This is a genomic window from Halobacteriovorax sp. HFRX-2_2 (assembly GCF_043196705.1).
Classification (GTDB): domain Bacteria; phylum Bdellovibrionota; class Bacteriovoracia; order Bacteriovoracales; family Bacteriovoracaceae; genus Halobacteriovorax_A.
The window spans coordinates 99604-114869 of sequence record NZ_JBEBMT010000005.1; the positions used below are offsets into that span (position 1 = coordinate 99604).

The following is a 15266-nucleotide window of genomic DNA, read 5'->3' on the forward strand; positions in this document are numbered from 1 at the left end:
TTTCCATTAGAGCTATACTTACTAAACTTTGTCATGGATTAATCATTTCATTATTTTGCGTATTTGACTACTTCCGCCAATTACACATCGCACCACTGCCACATAGCAAAATTTTGTAGCCAGATTACCAAATCTTAGCTAAATTTATATTTCAAATTACCAACTTATGGGACATTAGCTCAGTTGGTTAGAGCCCCCGGCTCATAACCGGGTGGTCACAAGTTCAAGTCTTGTATGTCCCACCAAATATAAAAACCACCCTTGCGGTGGTTTTTTTATTTGTGCGATATTCAAGATTTTCAAGTTTTGATCATGGAACAAATTGTTGAGGCGGCAAATGCCACGATGGCATTTGAAGCCGAGCATCGCTGACGAGCGAACACGAAGTGAGCGAGAGAGTGCCCCTCGCATAGCATGATATATTCTTGAACACAGGGACCCCCCGAAGGGTTGTTACACTGGAGCGAAAAAATATGCCCAAAGGCATATTTTTATATCGTATATACTAAGTAAAAAAAGATTTTGGTCTAAGTGAGTTCGCGACAGCAAGTCTTGTATGCCGGAAAGCCGCACTTCGCTAGCTCTTCTTCAATCACATCCATCTATGCATCAAAAAAGTGAATCTAAAGCTATTTCAACTCTATTAAATAATGCTCAGATCCCCACCACTTTCCATCGACAAAAGTAAGATTCTCTCTTCTTCCAATAAGTTTAAACCCCATTTTTATAAGGTTTGCTCTTATGGCCTCGTTGAAATCAAAGATACCAGCCTCAACATGAGTGCACCCTTCACGAATTGCTAGTTTTCTGATTTCAGAAAATATATGCTTCGATAACCCCTTTCCACGATGAGATGATTTCCCAATGGCTAAACTTGGCCAACAAACACGTCCCTCTTTATGCATTCCAACAGGATGATTTATGAAAAATGATCCGTATCCAAAATAGTCATAATCATCTTTAATTATAAAAGCGATTTTATCCTCTTTAGAAAATGCTTTCTTAAAGTCATCTACAGAAAAGGAAACGGTGAAGTCTTCATCATCATTTTGAAGGAACCAATTATTTACGACTAATTCATCTGCAAGCCATGAGCAATAAGCTTCTGCCTGTAGTTCATTATTTGGATCAATTTTTTCAATCGTAATATTCATAATTTCTTTCTCTACTCTATTTAGACTAATCAATTCAGGCACATAGATACGACTAAGAATATCTTCCATTTGCATACAAAAAAGCCCCTGTTTAACAGAGGCTGATTTCTACTGCTAATAGAGCCCTTACTCGGGAAGGGGTAGAAGAATTATAACATGAATAAAGTTTCAATAAAAAGTCCTTTCTCCTGCTCAATGACGAGCATCCATAGGGAGAAATCATGGAGGATTTTTTATTGCTAATAGAGTTAGTAATCTGCTTACTTAATCTATTGATTATACTGAGCAAGTTCTAACTCGGGAAGGGAGAGGAATCGCCCTTCTTTTTTATGGACGCTATAAATCTATATTCCAACTTATTTGAAATTTGAATTTATTTAATAACTAAGGGATTATGGACACATAGTTCATAAAGTGACATCAATGTCCCACCACAGATTTTTTGGACGAACATTTCCCACTAAGTTATGAAAAACTCTGATAATCTTCCTGTATGAAATTAAGAGAAGCTACTATATCTGAAATGAATGAAGTTTATATGATGGGATTTGATGCATGGTCAGATAATATGAATAAAGAGTCCTATCTTGAATCTTGTGCTAATTCACCTAAATATAAAAAAGGGACTTGGTGGATACTAGAAAACAATCAATCCGAACTACTTTGCTCACTTATTGTATACCAATTTGAAAGTTTCAATTTTGGAATCGGCTCTATAGCAACTCCAGTGAGTTTACGAGGTAATGGATATGCCTCTGACTTAGTTAGTAAAATTTGTACTCACCTAGAACAAATAAATAAGGCAAAGGCGATATATTTATATTCAGACATAAAACCTGAGTTTTACGAAAATCTAGGCTTTGTCAAAGTGAAAAAAAAATTACAACTTTATAGCTCATCTACTTGTATGATCCGTAGCTCTATTTCATCTGATAAATTTAAAGTTCCAAAATATTTTTAGAATCGAGTGGAGGTACGCAAAAAAGCCTTCTATAGAGAAGGCCTTTAATTTTTAAAATAAATTTAAGACTCAGCTGTGGTGGGATCAATAATAGTTCCAACCTTAGCAATACTAGTAATAGGAAAATCACCCTTATGTGCGTGTTCCCTAATAAGATCTTCATTAGGAGCAATGTACTCACAATAGATCTTATCATTAGTTACATAGCTTTGTACCCACTGAATACTTGGTCCCATTTCCTCTAAAACATCACAAGATTTCTGAGAGAGACCTTGTAGATCCTGTTGCGATAATTTACCAGCACCAGCAAGCTCCCTTTCAATGATGTATTTTGGCATGATAACTCCTTAGTTTAGATTATGTACGATGACAATACACCTAAAGTGTTAACCAACTATCAAAATTAATAGTAGAAAGTATAATAGTGTTTAAACCATTTAGATCAACAACACTGGGAAAAGTTATTTTGAAAAAATACTAATTATTCTCAATTCTGATTTTTTATTGAAATTATTCACCCAAATTTCCCCTCTTCCATACATAAGCCCCGTTGACTTACAGAAAAAGGAATCTTGATCTTGTTTTAGAATTATTCTTTTAATTTTTTTATTAATAATAGAATCGTAATTTTGTATAAATTCACTTTTGCTTTTCACAACTTTTTTCTCAGAAAGCCTCAGAGGATAGTTAATCATACTGGCGAGTTCTGTTTTTTTATCTTCTTTGATATGGCCAACTAACTTGCTGTGAAATTTCAAAAATTCCTTTTTATCTTCAAGTCCAAGAGAATGCTTAACATTACAACCAGAACTTTCTTTTGTAGCTGGAGTCAAAATTGGATCATTTGCAAAAGCACTCAAGCTTATTAAAGTTATTATTAAATTCTTCATATATTTATCATCTCTTATTTTAAACGATATTTCCTTACTTGATTTCAGATATTTTCTTATAAGAGGTCTCAAAAGAAGAAAATAACTCCTCGCATCTATCAATAGCGTCATTTTCAGAAATAGTTGTCTCTGAACACTCTTTTCGAACAACATTATAAGAGTCTAAACTTCGAGCAGCAGATCGTCGTAGTTCTTTAAATTCATCACTTGTCGTTCTCTCAAAGAAAGGCTTTAGAGAGAGCATCTCTTTTTGAATCTTAAGTGAAGCAGAAATATTATCGAGTATGCCTCTTTCATGGTCATGAGCAACTTCGATTACAATATCCATAAGCCTAGGAGGCAACATATTTGAAAAGAGAGCTAATCCTAGGGCCTTCTCAATTCCAATGGAATCATTTAAGACACTGCTTGGATTTGTATTAAGATATTGTGCAAATAATGTTGGTGAAATTTTCTTATAATTACTTTGAGAGCAAATATTAGAACAGAAAGACTTTATCGAGTTAGCTTTTAAAAGATCATCGACAATAATTCGTGCGCTAGTAGCGGCATTTGTCATCTCTCGCATTTTCTCTACTCGCGAGACCTCTTTATTATCCTTCTCATTATTTTTATCGTTTGATTCTTCAATAGCAGCATTAGGGATCACATTCTCTTCATCAGAATTATGTACTTCTTTATTATCATGCTTATTAGATTTTTTATTATTAACTTTAATTACTTGGGGGTCTGCGACTTTAATGCCCTTAACAACATAGACTGTCGTTCCTAAGAAAATCATATAGCTTACGATGACAATAGCTATGATTGCGATAATAAAAACCTTTATCAATTTTTTGAATAATTTTATAACTCTCTCCACTAATTAATCTGTCTTTAGTTAACGGTGTGAATCTTCAGGTACCCAATAGGGTGCTGTAATAATCAAATAAATAAATTCGTCATTACCATCATTTATAAAGGCATGCTTTTCATTCGGTTTCGTATAGACCAAACTTCCGGCCTTAATATGATTCTCGACTCCATTAATAATTGCCCTTCCTGTACCGCTAATTACAAAGTATGACTCTTCTCTTTCTTTATGATAATGCTCGTCTGATTTTGTACCTGCAGGAAGTTTTACAATTGCAACAGTATGGTGCTCACTTGCACCTGTTGAGTCATGCCTTCCAACAAGTACGCTGAACATATCTCCACCTGGAAAAGTTCTAAAATTAACATCTTTTACTGAGTCGATTATTTTCATCAAATCTCCAATAATTTATAAGGTGGCGCGTACCTTTTTCTTAAACTTTTAGAATCGTATCTAAGACCATATCTGATACTTGATGTGATGACCAAGATGAAACTAAATTAGATGTTCTGATATAAACATAGCTAAAAAAACAAGACCCTAAGAACACAAGACATTTAAACTCAAATGGATATTGAGTATGTGTACTAACCATAATCAATGATGGAATAACTATCGCAATCCACTTATTGCGAAATAGTGCTAGAGTAACACCAACAAGTAGGGCCCTATAACTTACCTCTTCATAATAATTAGAGAAAACATTCCCTAGAATACTTTGAGAGTTAATTAGAAATTGAAAATCATATCCGCGAATTAACCAATAAATAATAAAAAGCACAGATAAAGCAAGAGCACTTACGATACCATATAAGAGAGCCGCCTTTATATTAACTAAATACTTTGGGAGTCTTATTACGCCTAATTTGTAAGCAATAAAAATCATAATATATGAGCAAATCGCGCTAAATATTGATCCATAAATAAGTAAGTGACTAAAAAAAAGCTTTGGTTTTAAAACTCCATTTTTAATATAACCATAGAAAAGATTCATTAAAATATCTTTCCCATAGTACCAACTTACATAATAAATAGTTATGGCCATGATAAACACAGCCACTCTTTTTAAAAGTTCGCAATCTTCATAATATAATTTTTCATTTAAATTAGAATTCATAACCTCTACTATCATTTATTCTCATCATTGGTGCATAAATCGTTTTCTCTATAATATCTATACGGTACGCGCCACCTTTTCGAGATTTTGGGTATTTAAAAGCCCTAAGATACTTATACATATGAAAAAGAATTGAAATTCAAACTCAATATAAATAAAGCTAATAAGTTAACACATACTTAATTAGGAATAACTAATACGAAGTCTATTATTTTCAAACCAGGAAAGAATTAGTTCTGTAACTCATTTAATTCACGAAAAGGTGGCGTGTACCCCATAACTAAATTCTTTTTAACAAATTACGATAAGTGCTTAAGAAGTTAAGGCTTTGTTGTCTTTGAGGATATTTGGGAAAATATGAAAAGCTTACTAAGGATTCTAGTAATCCTTTCCTTAACATTTATGACTTACGCTGAAGAATGTGACTACAATAATAGTATCTCACCAGACTTAGAAAAGGTCCTTAAGCTAGCAGGCCAAGTTGAAGATATTGTCAGATATATCCACGATACTCCTCATGAAGGAGATGACCGCAAGGAAAGAACAGCAAGCTCACCTAAATGGCTAGCGGCCGTTGGAAAACTAAATAATCACTGCTCGGCAAATCTCATTGGAAATGATCTCGACGAAAATTCAAGAGTAGTCTCGACGGCCTTTCACTGTATTGATGAATATATTGAAAGTGGAAAACCGATTTATATTACCTTCACAACCAATGATGGCAGAAAAATCAAAAGAGAAGCAGAGATTCATAAGAAGGGCGATCTCTACGAAGATAGAGCAATCCTTATTCTAGATGAGCTTATTTCTTACAAAGATATCCCTCCGTTGGTAATTGGTGACGGTAGCATGATAAACGAAGATGATACTAAGTTAACAATTGCTGGCTACAGTGCAGACACAGGACTTGGTACGAAAGGTAAAAAGCTTACTTATGATGCAGATTGTGTATTTGGAGGAAAGGGATCAGATAAAACAGAAAATCACATCTACTTCGATGATTGTTCTGCTTACGGCGGAGCCTCAGGAGGAGCCGTTGTTTTAGAGGTTGATGAAGAAGGAGAGAAAGTTCCTTATCTTATCGGACATATTGACGAGAGTACAAAGAAAGGTGTCGCCGTAGCATATGGTTATTATGACACCTATTATTCTGAAGATAACTTTTTAAATGAATTATATGATGCAGTCGATGAGTTTAATACCTACGATGACTAGCTACATGTAGGATCAATATCCACATCACAAATTCCACACATCTCTTTCTTATCAGCATACTGTGTGTTTTCACAGTAGCCAGCGTAGTCTCCGTGATCTAAGTGATCTTGGACAGAATTCTTATTGATTGTAATTTCCTTGGCCTTATCTGGATTTCCTGGAGGCACGTGACAGATAATAACTTTATTACCTTGCTTAGGGCATCTAAGAAGTGGTCTTCCCTTGGCAAAGACAGAAGACGTCGTCATGGCCAGTACTAAGAATGTGATTGTTGCTTTCATAATTCCTCCAAAATCTTCTCTATTATACCACCTTACTAGGCCCACACGACATTTACTAAGCTATTAATAAAACAAGAATTTTCAAGATAACTCTAATCAATAATTAATATTCAATAACTCAACATATTGAAATCCTTATGTATAATTGTGAGTATTCAAAAGATTTGAGGGATATATGCCAAATACAAAAATCAAGGAAAGTTACGATTATATTATTATTGGATCAGGTTTCGGCGGTTCGGTTTCAGCACTAAGACTTGCAGAAAAAGGCTACAGCGTTTTAGTCGTTGAAAAAGGGAAAGACTTCTCTGATACTACGAAGTTTCCAAAAACTAATTGGAATCTTCCAAGGTGGATGTGGTTACCTCAATTGAAGTTTTTTGGAATCCAACAGCTGACTTTCTTTAAGCATATCTCTGTTTTAAGTGGCGTTGGTGTCGGCGGAGGGTCACTTGTCTACGCAAATACGCTTCCAAAACCTAAGTCACAATTTTTTAATCATGGCCCATGGAAAAACTTAAATAATTGGGAAGAAGAATTATCTCCTTATTACGATCTTGCCTGGAAAATGCTTGGAGCGCAAAAGACAAGACATCACGGCGATGCAGATCACACAATGCTTGAACTTGCTAAAAATATTGGACGAGAAGATTACTTTGATTCAACAAAAGTCTCTGTCTACTTTGGAGAGGAAGGTAAAGAAGGTGTAGAGGTAGCTGATCCGTATTTTAATGGAAAGGGACCGACTCGATCTGGTTGCATTTCATGTGGAGCGTGTATGACAGGTTGCCGCTACAATGCAAAGAATACTCTCGATAAGAATTACCTCTATCTTGCACGACAACTTGGTGTTGATATCCTGGCCGAAAATAAAGTAATAAATGTTTCTCCATTAGATGGTACTAACGGAAAAACTGGTTACGAAGTCACTTTAAAAGAATCGACAAGGTACTTTGGAAAAACAAGAACATTAAAGGCCAATGGTATTATTTTTAGTGCCGGAGTTTTGGGCACGATTAACTTACTTCTTGATCTTAAGAAGACAACGCTTCCTAATTTATCACCAGCTCTTGGTGATACCATCAGAACGAATAATGAAGCGCTTATTTTAAATACAACTTATAAGAAAGATATTGATATGACTAAGGGAGTTGCCATCGGTTCGATTATTGATATTGATGAGCACTCACATCTTGAGCCAACTCGTTACGGTAAGGGATCGGGTTTCTGGCGTGTACTTATGGTTCCAATGATCTCAGAACCTAATTTCTTTTTAAGAATGATTAAACTGGCGATAGAGCCATTAAGAGATCCAATTAAGTGGTTTAAAGTTTTAACGGTAAAAGACTTTGCAAAGCAGACAAATATTCATCTCTTTATGCAACATCTTGATAGCACTCTAAAGTTTAAGAAGGGCATCTTTGGCATGAGGTCAGTTCTTTCAAAAGGTGCTGCACCGACGGCCTTTATTAAGACGGCCCATCAAATGGCAAAAGAATATTGTAAAATCATTGATGGTAAGCCAATGGTTATGTTTACAGAAACCCTAACAGGAATTCCTTCCACTGCACATATTCTAGGTGGTGCCTGTATGGGAGAAAGTGAGAAAGAGGGTGTCATCAACAAAGACAATAAAGTTTTTAATTACGAAAATATGTATGTCTTTGATGGTTCAATGATCTCAGCAAATCCGGGAGTAAATCCTTCATTATCAATTACTGCAATTACTGAATATGGAATGAGTAAAATCCCAGCTAAGAGTAATTAAGATATTGGTGGCCACTTAAGGCCACCTACTTCCCATGCCATACAACTGAGTAAAGGTCATGTCTGCGATCTTTTAAATTTTTCACGGCCCCATTTTGTCTTGCTTCTAAAAGCGTATCAATTCTTAAATCGGCAATTGCAACCATTTCAACATTTGGTGTTGTGTCCGCCGCTATTCCATCTTTTGCAAAAGGAAAGTCACAAGGAGTTAGGATACAACTTTGGGCATATTGAATATCGACATTATTGACACGTGGTAGGTTTCCAACATTTCCGGCCATGGCGACATAGATTTGATTTTCAATGGCACGGGCCTGGCAACAAAACTTCACTCGACAATAAGCTTGTCGATTATCAGTTAAGAATGGAACAAAGAGAATGTTGATCCCTTGATTAGCAAGGTGTCTTGTGAGCTCTGGAAACTCACTATCGTAACAGATTAAAACACCAATCGGGCCACAGTCAGTATCGATAACTTTAACCTCATCTCCGCCTTCAATATTCCACCAATACTGTTCGTCTGGAGTTGGGTGAATTTTTGCTTGTTCGTGAATTTGTCCATCACGTAGACAAATATAGCTAATATTGTGGACGCGATCCCCTACTTTCGTTGGATGTGAGCCAGCAATAATATTGACGTTATACTTTACCGCCAGACGCTGAAAGAGTGCTTTTACATCTTCGGTGTAAGCGGTCATATGTTCAATTGCAACATTGGCCTCAACTTCTTCGTTTTTAATTGATAATAGCTGCATCGTAAATAATTCAGGAAAGAGGACGAAATCAGCACGATAGTCTGCTGTTACATCAACATAGTACTCCACGAGATCTTCAAACTCTTTGAAGCTAGAGATACCTCGTTGTTGATATTGGACACTAACAACACGGACAGAGTTCTGTTGAACAGGGCGATCCTTCTTGCTCTCTTGTGCTTGGTATTCAGGGTTATTCCAAATTAAATGGACTCCATAACCCATAGACTCTTTATCACCAGGTAAGTATTTTTCAAGTACACCTAAGACTTCAAATCCATTACGCAGCTGAAAGCCAAGAGTGGTATCTCTAATTTTCTTTTCTTTTACTTTTTCAATATAGTCTTCAACACTTTCAACTTGCTTGATTCGACGACGTAAACTCGGAATACGCCCAACAAAGACAATACCTTTTAAGCGCTCGTATTTAACAAGCCTTTTCCTAGCATTATATAAGCGCTGGCCAATACGATGACCACGAATAGATGGGTCAACACAAGTTTCATATCCATAGAGGTAGTCACCATCTTCATCATGAGTGGAACCATAACCTCGTCCAGTGATACTGGCCCATGTATGTTTTTTAAAAACTTTCTTTTCAGACAGAAGAATACTTGCAGAGTAGCCGACAATTTCTCCGTTTAATGTAGCGACAAAATTACCTTCAGGATAATTTGTAATCTGCCCACGAATCATTCCCTTTGTGTAATCATCGGGAAAACCAGTATAGGAGCGAGCAACTAACTCATGAATACCATCAATATCTTTTAAGTTTGAAAGCCTTACTTCAAGCTTCACATCTTTTGTTTTATTCGTCATTTGATCATCCTTGATATAACTATTTTAGCAGTAAAATTGTCCCTTACAAGACTCACTTAAGTGTCTAAAATCGTTGGGAAAAATAAAGCTTTTTTACAATTTTGGACCATGTTACAATTAACAAATGACGGCAAAACGTGATGAATTCACAATCATTACTACATTCAACTGCAACTGGGACTGCACTTACTGCATCATCGATACGCATGAGCGCAATAAGAAGAATCCTATCAGCAAAGAAATGCTTCTTGATAAAGTCTATTCTGTGACAGAAGGGGCACAAGTAAGCTTAAGTGGTGGTGAGCCTGGCCTAATTGATCCTAAGACAATGGAAAAAGTCTTTGATCATCTCGTAAAATTAAATTGTACAATTGATGTTTTCACCAATGGACTCTTTATCAAAAGGTATGGTGAAAAATACCTTAAGCATATCGATGAAGTTCTCTATCACTGTGTGGAATACTTAGATCACGATATTGAATTTCCAGACTTAGATGAAGAGCAAGTCACTTACGTCATTATCGTAACAAATGATAATCACCATCAGGTAGACGACTTCCTTGATCGCTACCCGCATATCTCATTCAAATTAGCTTGTAACTCGAAACACGGTCAAACTCTAAACCGTGGTGACGCCTTTAAGCTCTTTATGAGAAATAAGCACAGAATCAGTGAAGATAGCTTTGAAACGCTCTTCCGCTACCACTGTGATTGTAACTTGATCTAATAATAAACCTTAAATTGATTTTCGAGACCCTTGGGAGTGACTTGAGCAAAGTCTAAAATCACGGCCTTTGGTTTAAGAATTTCAGTCCACTCTTCTTTTCGTAGCTGCGCAAACTCATCATGTGCAACTAAACTAACAATCAGGTCGTATTCTCTGTAGTCTGTTAACTTCTTGGCCTTATCTGTGTATGGATCAAATGATTCAACAATTCGATCAGTATGATTCTTTAGCTCTTCGTACAAAAGAAGTGCTCTAGAATTTCGAGTGTCATTACAATTTCTTTTGTAAATTTTTCCAAGAAGTAAAATCTTATCACCACTTTTACTGATCTCTAAAATTCTCTCCTTCAAAGAACTAACCATCAAATCATTCACTCGACGAGCTTTCAGAATTATTGAATCTTCCTTAGATTCTAAGAAGGCCGACAAGTAATGTGGATCGATACTAATACAATGTCCACCGACTAGACCTTTATCAACATTAGGAAAATTCCACTTACTCCTAGCGAGCCTAAGGGCTTCTTTAAAATCAATCCCCTTCTTCAATGCGCCCTGATAAAACTCATTCATCATAGCAATACTGATATCTCGAGATGTGTTTTCTAGAAGTTTAGAAAACTCACTTGCCTCAATGTCTTGACTCAATTCAACTCTTCTAAATATTTTATTATAAATAAATTCTAAATCTCTTAGTTTATCTTTTGAGTCACAAGAAACAACCTTCACAATATCTTCAAATTTAATAAAATTGTCATTAGGGCTTACACGCTCAGGCGAAAAGGCGAAATATATGTCATCTCTACCAATAAGTTCTCTAATAGATTTTGTTGTTCCAGGCATGACAGTAGATTCAACAACAATAGTGTCCCCTGGAGACAGGTAGTCTCTAAGGCCTTCAACGGCTTCAAGAACACGACTTTGATCTGGCTTATGATAACTGTCTAACGGCGTAGGGACGGTTATAAGATAGTAATTTGCATCCGCTAAAATCTCGATATTCGAGGTGAATATACACCCGCTGTTAGAGATCTCTTCAGTTGAGAATTGTTCAGATAAGTCGATTCCCTTCTTCAAGGAATCAATCTTTTCGTTATCAATGTCAAAGGCAAAAGTTTTAAAGAATTGTGGGAACCTAACGGCCAAGTTGATTCCCACATATCCGACGCCAATGATCGCGAGTGTTGTATTTTTCATTTCATTATTCTAAAGGCGCTACCGGAATTGAGCAAACCTCTTCATACTTATGTGCATCTTCACCGTTGCAAAGAGCATTCATAAGTAGATTTACTCTAAACTTAAGCTCATCATTCTCACGCTTAAGTTCCTTAATTGCAGCAGTGTTTACAGCTGGCATCTTTGTATATTGTACGCTCTTCATTCCCTTCTCATCTGTTGAGACAACCTCTGGGAAAACCTTTTCAATCTCTTGAGCGATATAACCAATATCTCGTCTATTATTAGCATTCCAAACAAATTCGACACCTCTAATTTCATCGAACTTTTCTAATACACTTTCAAGCTCCACGATATCGTGCTTATATCTTCTATCTGAAGCAAAGTTCATATATGAAGTTCCTTGGAAGTTAATATAAGAAGTACCATTCATTCTAATATTTGCACCTGTTTCAACAGTAAGTGTTTTATTAGCACTCAGAGTTGCCCCTTGTCTGAAGTACGTTCTATTACTATTAAAATTCACATCATACATTGTACCATTATTAAAAGCGACATTTCTTCTAAATACACCATCTCCATAAACATCTAAAGACGCTAACCCTGATGAAAGAACTGCAGACGATCCAACCGTTATAGTCCCCCCATAAGGATTTAGCATAATAAGGTTAGCAGCACCATTTCTCGTCCCCTGTATCGATCTTGTATCAAAAGATATTGAGCTCCTTCCATAAGCCGAAGTATAATCCATTAGCTTTAAAAGTGGACTTCCTGGGTTAGCACTTGATGTCCAACCTGCATTTGAGTTTTCAGGAGCAGTAGGGTCATCTTGACCGATTTCGACTCGTCCCCAAGGGTTAAGATTTAGAGGTTTTCCCTTCGTTTGAATCGCATCGTCATCGATAGACATGTAGTCACTGCCACCTAATGTTACTTTTATTGGCGAGTTATTTCCGTCTTCATTAACGATTGATGCAGAAAACGAGTCACCAATAGTGGCTGCATTTGTCGAATTTGTTGTTGGTGTTGTTTGAATTGTTCTAATTTTTAAGTCTTTACAATCCCCATCAACATCAATAACCCCACCTAAATTCTCACAAGCGTTATTTAGGAATTGATCAGCATCTCCAAAACAAGAATAGATTTGACCTTCATTTGGGCCACTTCGATGGACAACAATCTGCATAGGTATTTTCGCACGACTGATGGCCTGTCCGATAGTATTCTGCTTGACAGCGGCAGCAGAAGTAGCAGCTCTACCCTTTTTAAAGAATGCCTCTAGTGTCACTGATATTTTTGTATATTCATCGGTACCTACTTCGTACTCATCTAAAGTACCTGTTGGATTATCACTACCATCACGTGGTCTTCTAATTCTTATATTATCAACAGTAATAACATCCGCACCTTCACCAATTTCATCTCCAATGGAATAAACGATATTATCATCAGAGTTTTTAATGTCGTTAACTGGAACAACCGCCCAAAACTGCTTTGGTGCACTTGAGTTAGAACCAAGGTCTAAGTTCCCTAGAGTATTCATACATGATACAGGGTCAGATAGAAGCCTTGCTAACCTTTGTCTTTCTTGTTGAATATTAAAAATCTGAGTTGCTCTTTTTGAAGTCTTATTAATATTATCTATAATATTAACGACGGCAACAGACAGAACACCAAGAAGGCCCGCTGCAACCATAATCTCCACAAGTGTGAAACCAAATTGATTTGAATTATTTTTCTTCTTCATTGAGACACCTCATAAACATGCAATATGTTATAATTATAAGTGTAATTAAAATTTGATGCATTATTATTAACTAAATAATTTTACCAATAGATAAAATTACTGCAAGTGGCTGAATTTATGACCAGACAAAAAATGTTAGTGAGTGGTGGACTTGGCTTCCTAGGAAGTGAAATCGCCAAGAATTTCTTTCAGGAATTCGATATCACTATAATCGATAATTTATCAACAAACGTCGTCTCAGTAGACGATTTGCAAGCTATTTGTGGTGAAATATCATACAGAAATATGGACTTGGGCAAGATGAGCAACGAAGATATCGACTGGCTTAATACTGAACTAAAAGACACCACAATTTTCTGTCACTTTGCCGCAGCTGTTGGCGTAAAAAAAATTGATCAATCACCAAGAGAGGCCATTATTAATGAGAATAGGATCAATCATGATCTACTCCCTCTTCTTGCGAAATATAAAACAAAAACAATATTTGCTTCGAGCTCTGAGGTTTATGGTAATCAAGAAAATTGTCGAGAAGATCAGGGCCTACAAATTGGTTCTCCAGATATTTTAAGATGGGGTTATGCCTGTAATAAACTGATGACTGAATTTCTCCTCAAGAGTTATCAAATACCACATATCATTCTTAGGCTATTTAATGTAACTGGCCCAGAGCAATCCCCTAAATACGGTATGGTTATGCCGAAGATGATTCGTGATGCAAAGAAAACAGGTAAGATAACAATCTATGGAGATGGTTCTCAAACAAGGTCATTTTGCCATATTAGTGATTTAATCAATTCGTTGAGGTATTTGATAGAAAGAGATAGCTTTCTCAATCAAACTATCAACATAGGAAATGACAAGAACCGAGTCACGATAGAAGAGCTTGCACATCTAATCAAAGACACATTGGCCCTTAATATTAAAATTGAAAAAATCGCTTTCAATGATGAATATAGTAGTCACTCAAAAGATATTTTAAAAAGATCACCAAATATCGAAAAGCTGAAACAATTTTATCGCCCAAAAATAGCGCTAAGAACAATTATTGAGGATATCGCAAAGAAATATGAATGATTTTAATAAGCCTATATTGATGATTCATGAAGTATACGAATGGATGCTAGAGCTTGATCTATCAGATTATACTATCACCTTTGACGATGGCCTATACTCACAATATAAACACCTAAATCATTTTTTAAAATTTGATACACCAAAAATATTCTTTGTTTCGACGAATATAATTTCACCAGAAGCAGAAAAACAAAATGAGATAACAATTCCGTGTGCTAAGGCCCATGAATCTTATTTTAAAACAGGTAATACATCTAATTATATGAAATGGAGCCAAATCAAAGAAATAGCTTCCACTAAGGATTGCTATATTGGCGGTCATTCACATCAACATAGAGACTTAAGGAGTGGCCTAAATCTAAAAGAGCTACATGATCACCTTAAAGATGATACTGATAAGATGTTAAATGAGTTTGCAAAGCAAGGACTAAACATTAAAGACTTTTGCTTTCCATATAATTACGAAGCGCCTTTGTATAAAGAAATTTTAAAACAGCGTGGAATTGAAAATATATTTGGTCAGGAACGAGTTGCAATAGAGGACCTTAGAAATGCAATATGAAAACGAAAATATTATTGCTATCGGTGAAGGCTCCCCACTTAATATAAATTGGGAGATGGTTTCTCATTGTCAATTTGATTGTAGCTATTGTTACTATAGGCCATTTAATAGTAATACCGAATACACAACTCTAAGTAAGATTATAATTAAGAAACTTAAGGCCATTGAAGAAGAT

General features: G+C 35.9%; 17 protein-coding genes and 1 tRNA gene. 8 read left to right on the top strand and 10 right to left on the bottom strand.

What is annotated here, in order from left to right:
• The first annotated feature begins 168 nt into the window (after window positions 1-168).
• Window positions 169-245, top strand: a tRNA-Ile gene (locus ABMA79_RS15090).
• Window positions 246-629: 384 nt separating this feature from the next.
• Here the strand turns inward: ABMA79_RS15090 and ABMA79_RS15095 are convergent.
• Window positions 630-1223 carry a GNAT family N-acetyltransferase gene (locus ABMA79_RS15095; protein WP_393093660.1) on the bottom strand — a complete coding sequence of 198 codons (594 nt, stop codon included), beginning with the start codon at window positions 1221-1223 and terminating at the stop codon, window positions 630-632.
• 424 nt (window positions 1224-1647) lie between these two features.
• Between ABMA79_RS15095 and ABMA79_RS15100 the strand changes: the two genes are divergently transcribed.
• Window positions 1648-2115, top strand: a complete 468-nt coding sequence (locus ABMA79_RS15100; RefSeq protein WP_393056747.1) for a GNAT family N-acetyltransferase — start codon at window positions 1648-1650, stop codon at window positions 2113-2115.
• A gap of 62 nt (window positions 2116-2177) precedes the next feature.
• Here the strand turns inward: ABMA79_RS15100 and ABMA79_RS15105 are convergent, their stop codons facing one another.
• The 5 genes from ABMA79_RS15105 to ABMA79_RS15125 form a co-directional block, all read right to left on the bottom strand.
• Complete coding sequence (locus tag ABMA79_RS15105) at window positions 2178-2453, bottom strand: DUF4242 domain-containing protein (protein WP_393056750.1); 276 nt, start codon at window positions 2451-2453, stop codon at window positions 2178-2180.
• A 123-nt stretch (window positions 2454-2576) separates the two neighbouring features.
• The gene (locus ABMA79_RS15110) at window positions 2577-3005 is read right to left on the bottom strand and encodes a hypothetical protein (protein ID WP_393093663.1); all 429 of its coding nucleotides are present in this window, start codon (window positions 3003-3005) and stop codon (window positions 2577-2579) included.
• Window positions 3006-3039: 34 nt separating this feature from the next.
• Window positions 3040-3837, bottom strand: coding sequence for a hypothetical protein (locus tag ABMA79_RS15115; protein WP_393093666.1), 798 nt, complete (start codon window positions 3835-3837; stop codon window positions 3040-3042).
• 48 nt (window positions 3838-3885) lie between these two features.
• A complete protein-coding gene (locus ABMA79_RS15120; protein WP_393093669.1) occupies window positions 3886-4251 on the bottom strand; it encodes a cupin domain-containing protein in 366 nt (121 codons plus the stop codon).
• Between the two features lie 40 nt (window positions 4252-4291).
• Entirely contained in the window at window positions 4292-4990 is a 699-nt protein-coding gene (locus ABMA79_RS15125; RefSeq protein ID WP_393093671.1) for a type II CAAX prenyl endopeptidase Rce1 family protein, read from the bottom strand.
• Window positions 4991-5332: 342 nt separating this feature from the next.
• Between ABMA79_RS15125 and ABMA79_RS15130 the strand changes: the two genes are divergently transcribed.
• A complete protein-coding gene (locus ABMA79_RS15130) occupies window positions 5333-6190 on the top strand; it encodes a trypsin-like serine peptidase (protein ID WP_393093674.1) in 858 nt (285 codons plus the stop codon).
• Here the strand turns inward: ABMA79_RS15130 and ABMA79_RS15135 are convergent.
• The gene (locus ABMA79_RS15135; RefSeq protein WP_392857778.1) at window positions 6187-6471 is read right to left on the bottom strand and encodes a hypothetical protein; all 285 of its coding nucleotides are present in this window, start codon (window positions 6469-6471) and stop codon (window positions 6187-6189) included. The genes ABMA79_RS15130 and ABMA79_RS15135 overlap by 4 nt on opposite strands.
• A gap of 175 nt (window positions 6472-6646) precedes the next feature.
• Here ABMA79_RS15135 and ABMA79_RS15140 point away from each other — a divergent pair, with 175 nt between their 5' ends.
• A complete protein-coding gene (locus ABMA79_RS15140; RefSeq protein ID WP_393093677.1) occupies window positions 6647-8239 on the top strand; it encodes a GMC oxidoreductase in 1593 nt (530 codons plus the stop codon).
• A 25-nt stretch (window positions 8240-8264) separates the two neighbouring features.
• Here ABMA79_RS15140 and ABMA79_RS15145 read toward each other — a convergent pair whose 3' ends face one another.
• Complete coding sequence (locus ABMA79_RS15145) at window positions 8265-9809, bottom strand: GNAT family N-acetyltransferase (protein ID WP_392857782.1); 1545 nt, start codon at window positions 9807-9809, stop codon at window positions 8265-8267.
• A gap of 124 nt (window positions 9810-9933) precedes the next feature.
• Between ABMA79_RS15145 and ABMA79_RS15150 the strand changes: the two genes are divergently transcribed.
• Window positions 9934-10536 carry a radical SAM protein gene (locus tag ABMA79_RS15150; protein WP_392857783.1) on the top strand — a complete coding sequence of 201 codons (603 nt, stop codon included), beginning with the start codon at window positions 9934-9936 and terminating at the stop codon, window positions 10534-10536.
• Here the strand turns inward: ABMA79_RS15150 and ABMA79_RS15155 are convergent.
• Window positions 10533-11729 carry a nucleotide sugar dehydrogenase gene (locus tag ABMA79_RS15155; protein ID WP_393093679.1) on the bottom strand — a complete coding sequence of 399 codons (1197 nt, stop codon included), beginning with the start codon at window positions 11727-11729 and terminating at the stop codon, window positions 10533-10535. The two genes, ABMA79_RS15150 and ABMA79_RS15155, sit on opposite strands and share 4 nt — an antisense overlap.
• Window positions 11730-11733: 4 nt before the next feature.
• On the bottom strand, window positions 11734-13455 hold the full coding sequence (locus ABMA79_RS15160) for a tail fiber domain-containing protein (protein ID WP_393093682.1): 1722 nt from the start codon (window positions 13453-13455) through the stop codon (window positions 11734-11736).
• A gap of 117 nt (window positions 13456-13572) precedes the next feature.
• On the opposite strand from ABMA79_RS15160, the gene ABMA79_RS15165 reads away from it, so the two are divergent.
• From ABMA79_RS15165 to ABMA79_RS15175, 3 genes are all read left to right on the top strand, one after another.
• Window positions 13573-14529: an NAD-dependent epimerase/dehydratase family protein gene (locus ABMA79_RS15165; RefSeq protein WP_393093685.1), complete on the top strand. Its 957-nt coding sequence runs from the start codon at window positions 13573-13575 to the stop codon at window positions 14527-14529.
• Window positions 14522-15091, top strand: coding sequence for a polysaccharide deacetylase family protein (locus ABMA79_RS15170; RefSeq protein ID WP_393093687.1), 570 nt, complete (start codon window positions 14522-14524; stop codon window positions 15089-15091). The genes ABMA79_RS15165 and ABMA79_RS15170 overlap by 8 nt, the downstream gene beginning before the upstream one ends.
• The coding region (locus ABMA79_RS15175; protein WP_393093690.1) for a hypothetical protein at window positions 15081-15266 on the top strand (186 nt) is incomplete at its 3' end. The genes ABMA79_RS15170 and ABMA79_RS15175, both read left to right, overlap by 11 nt.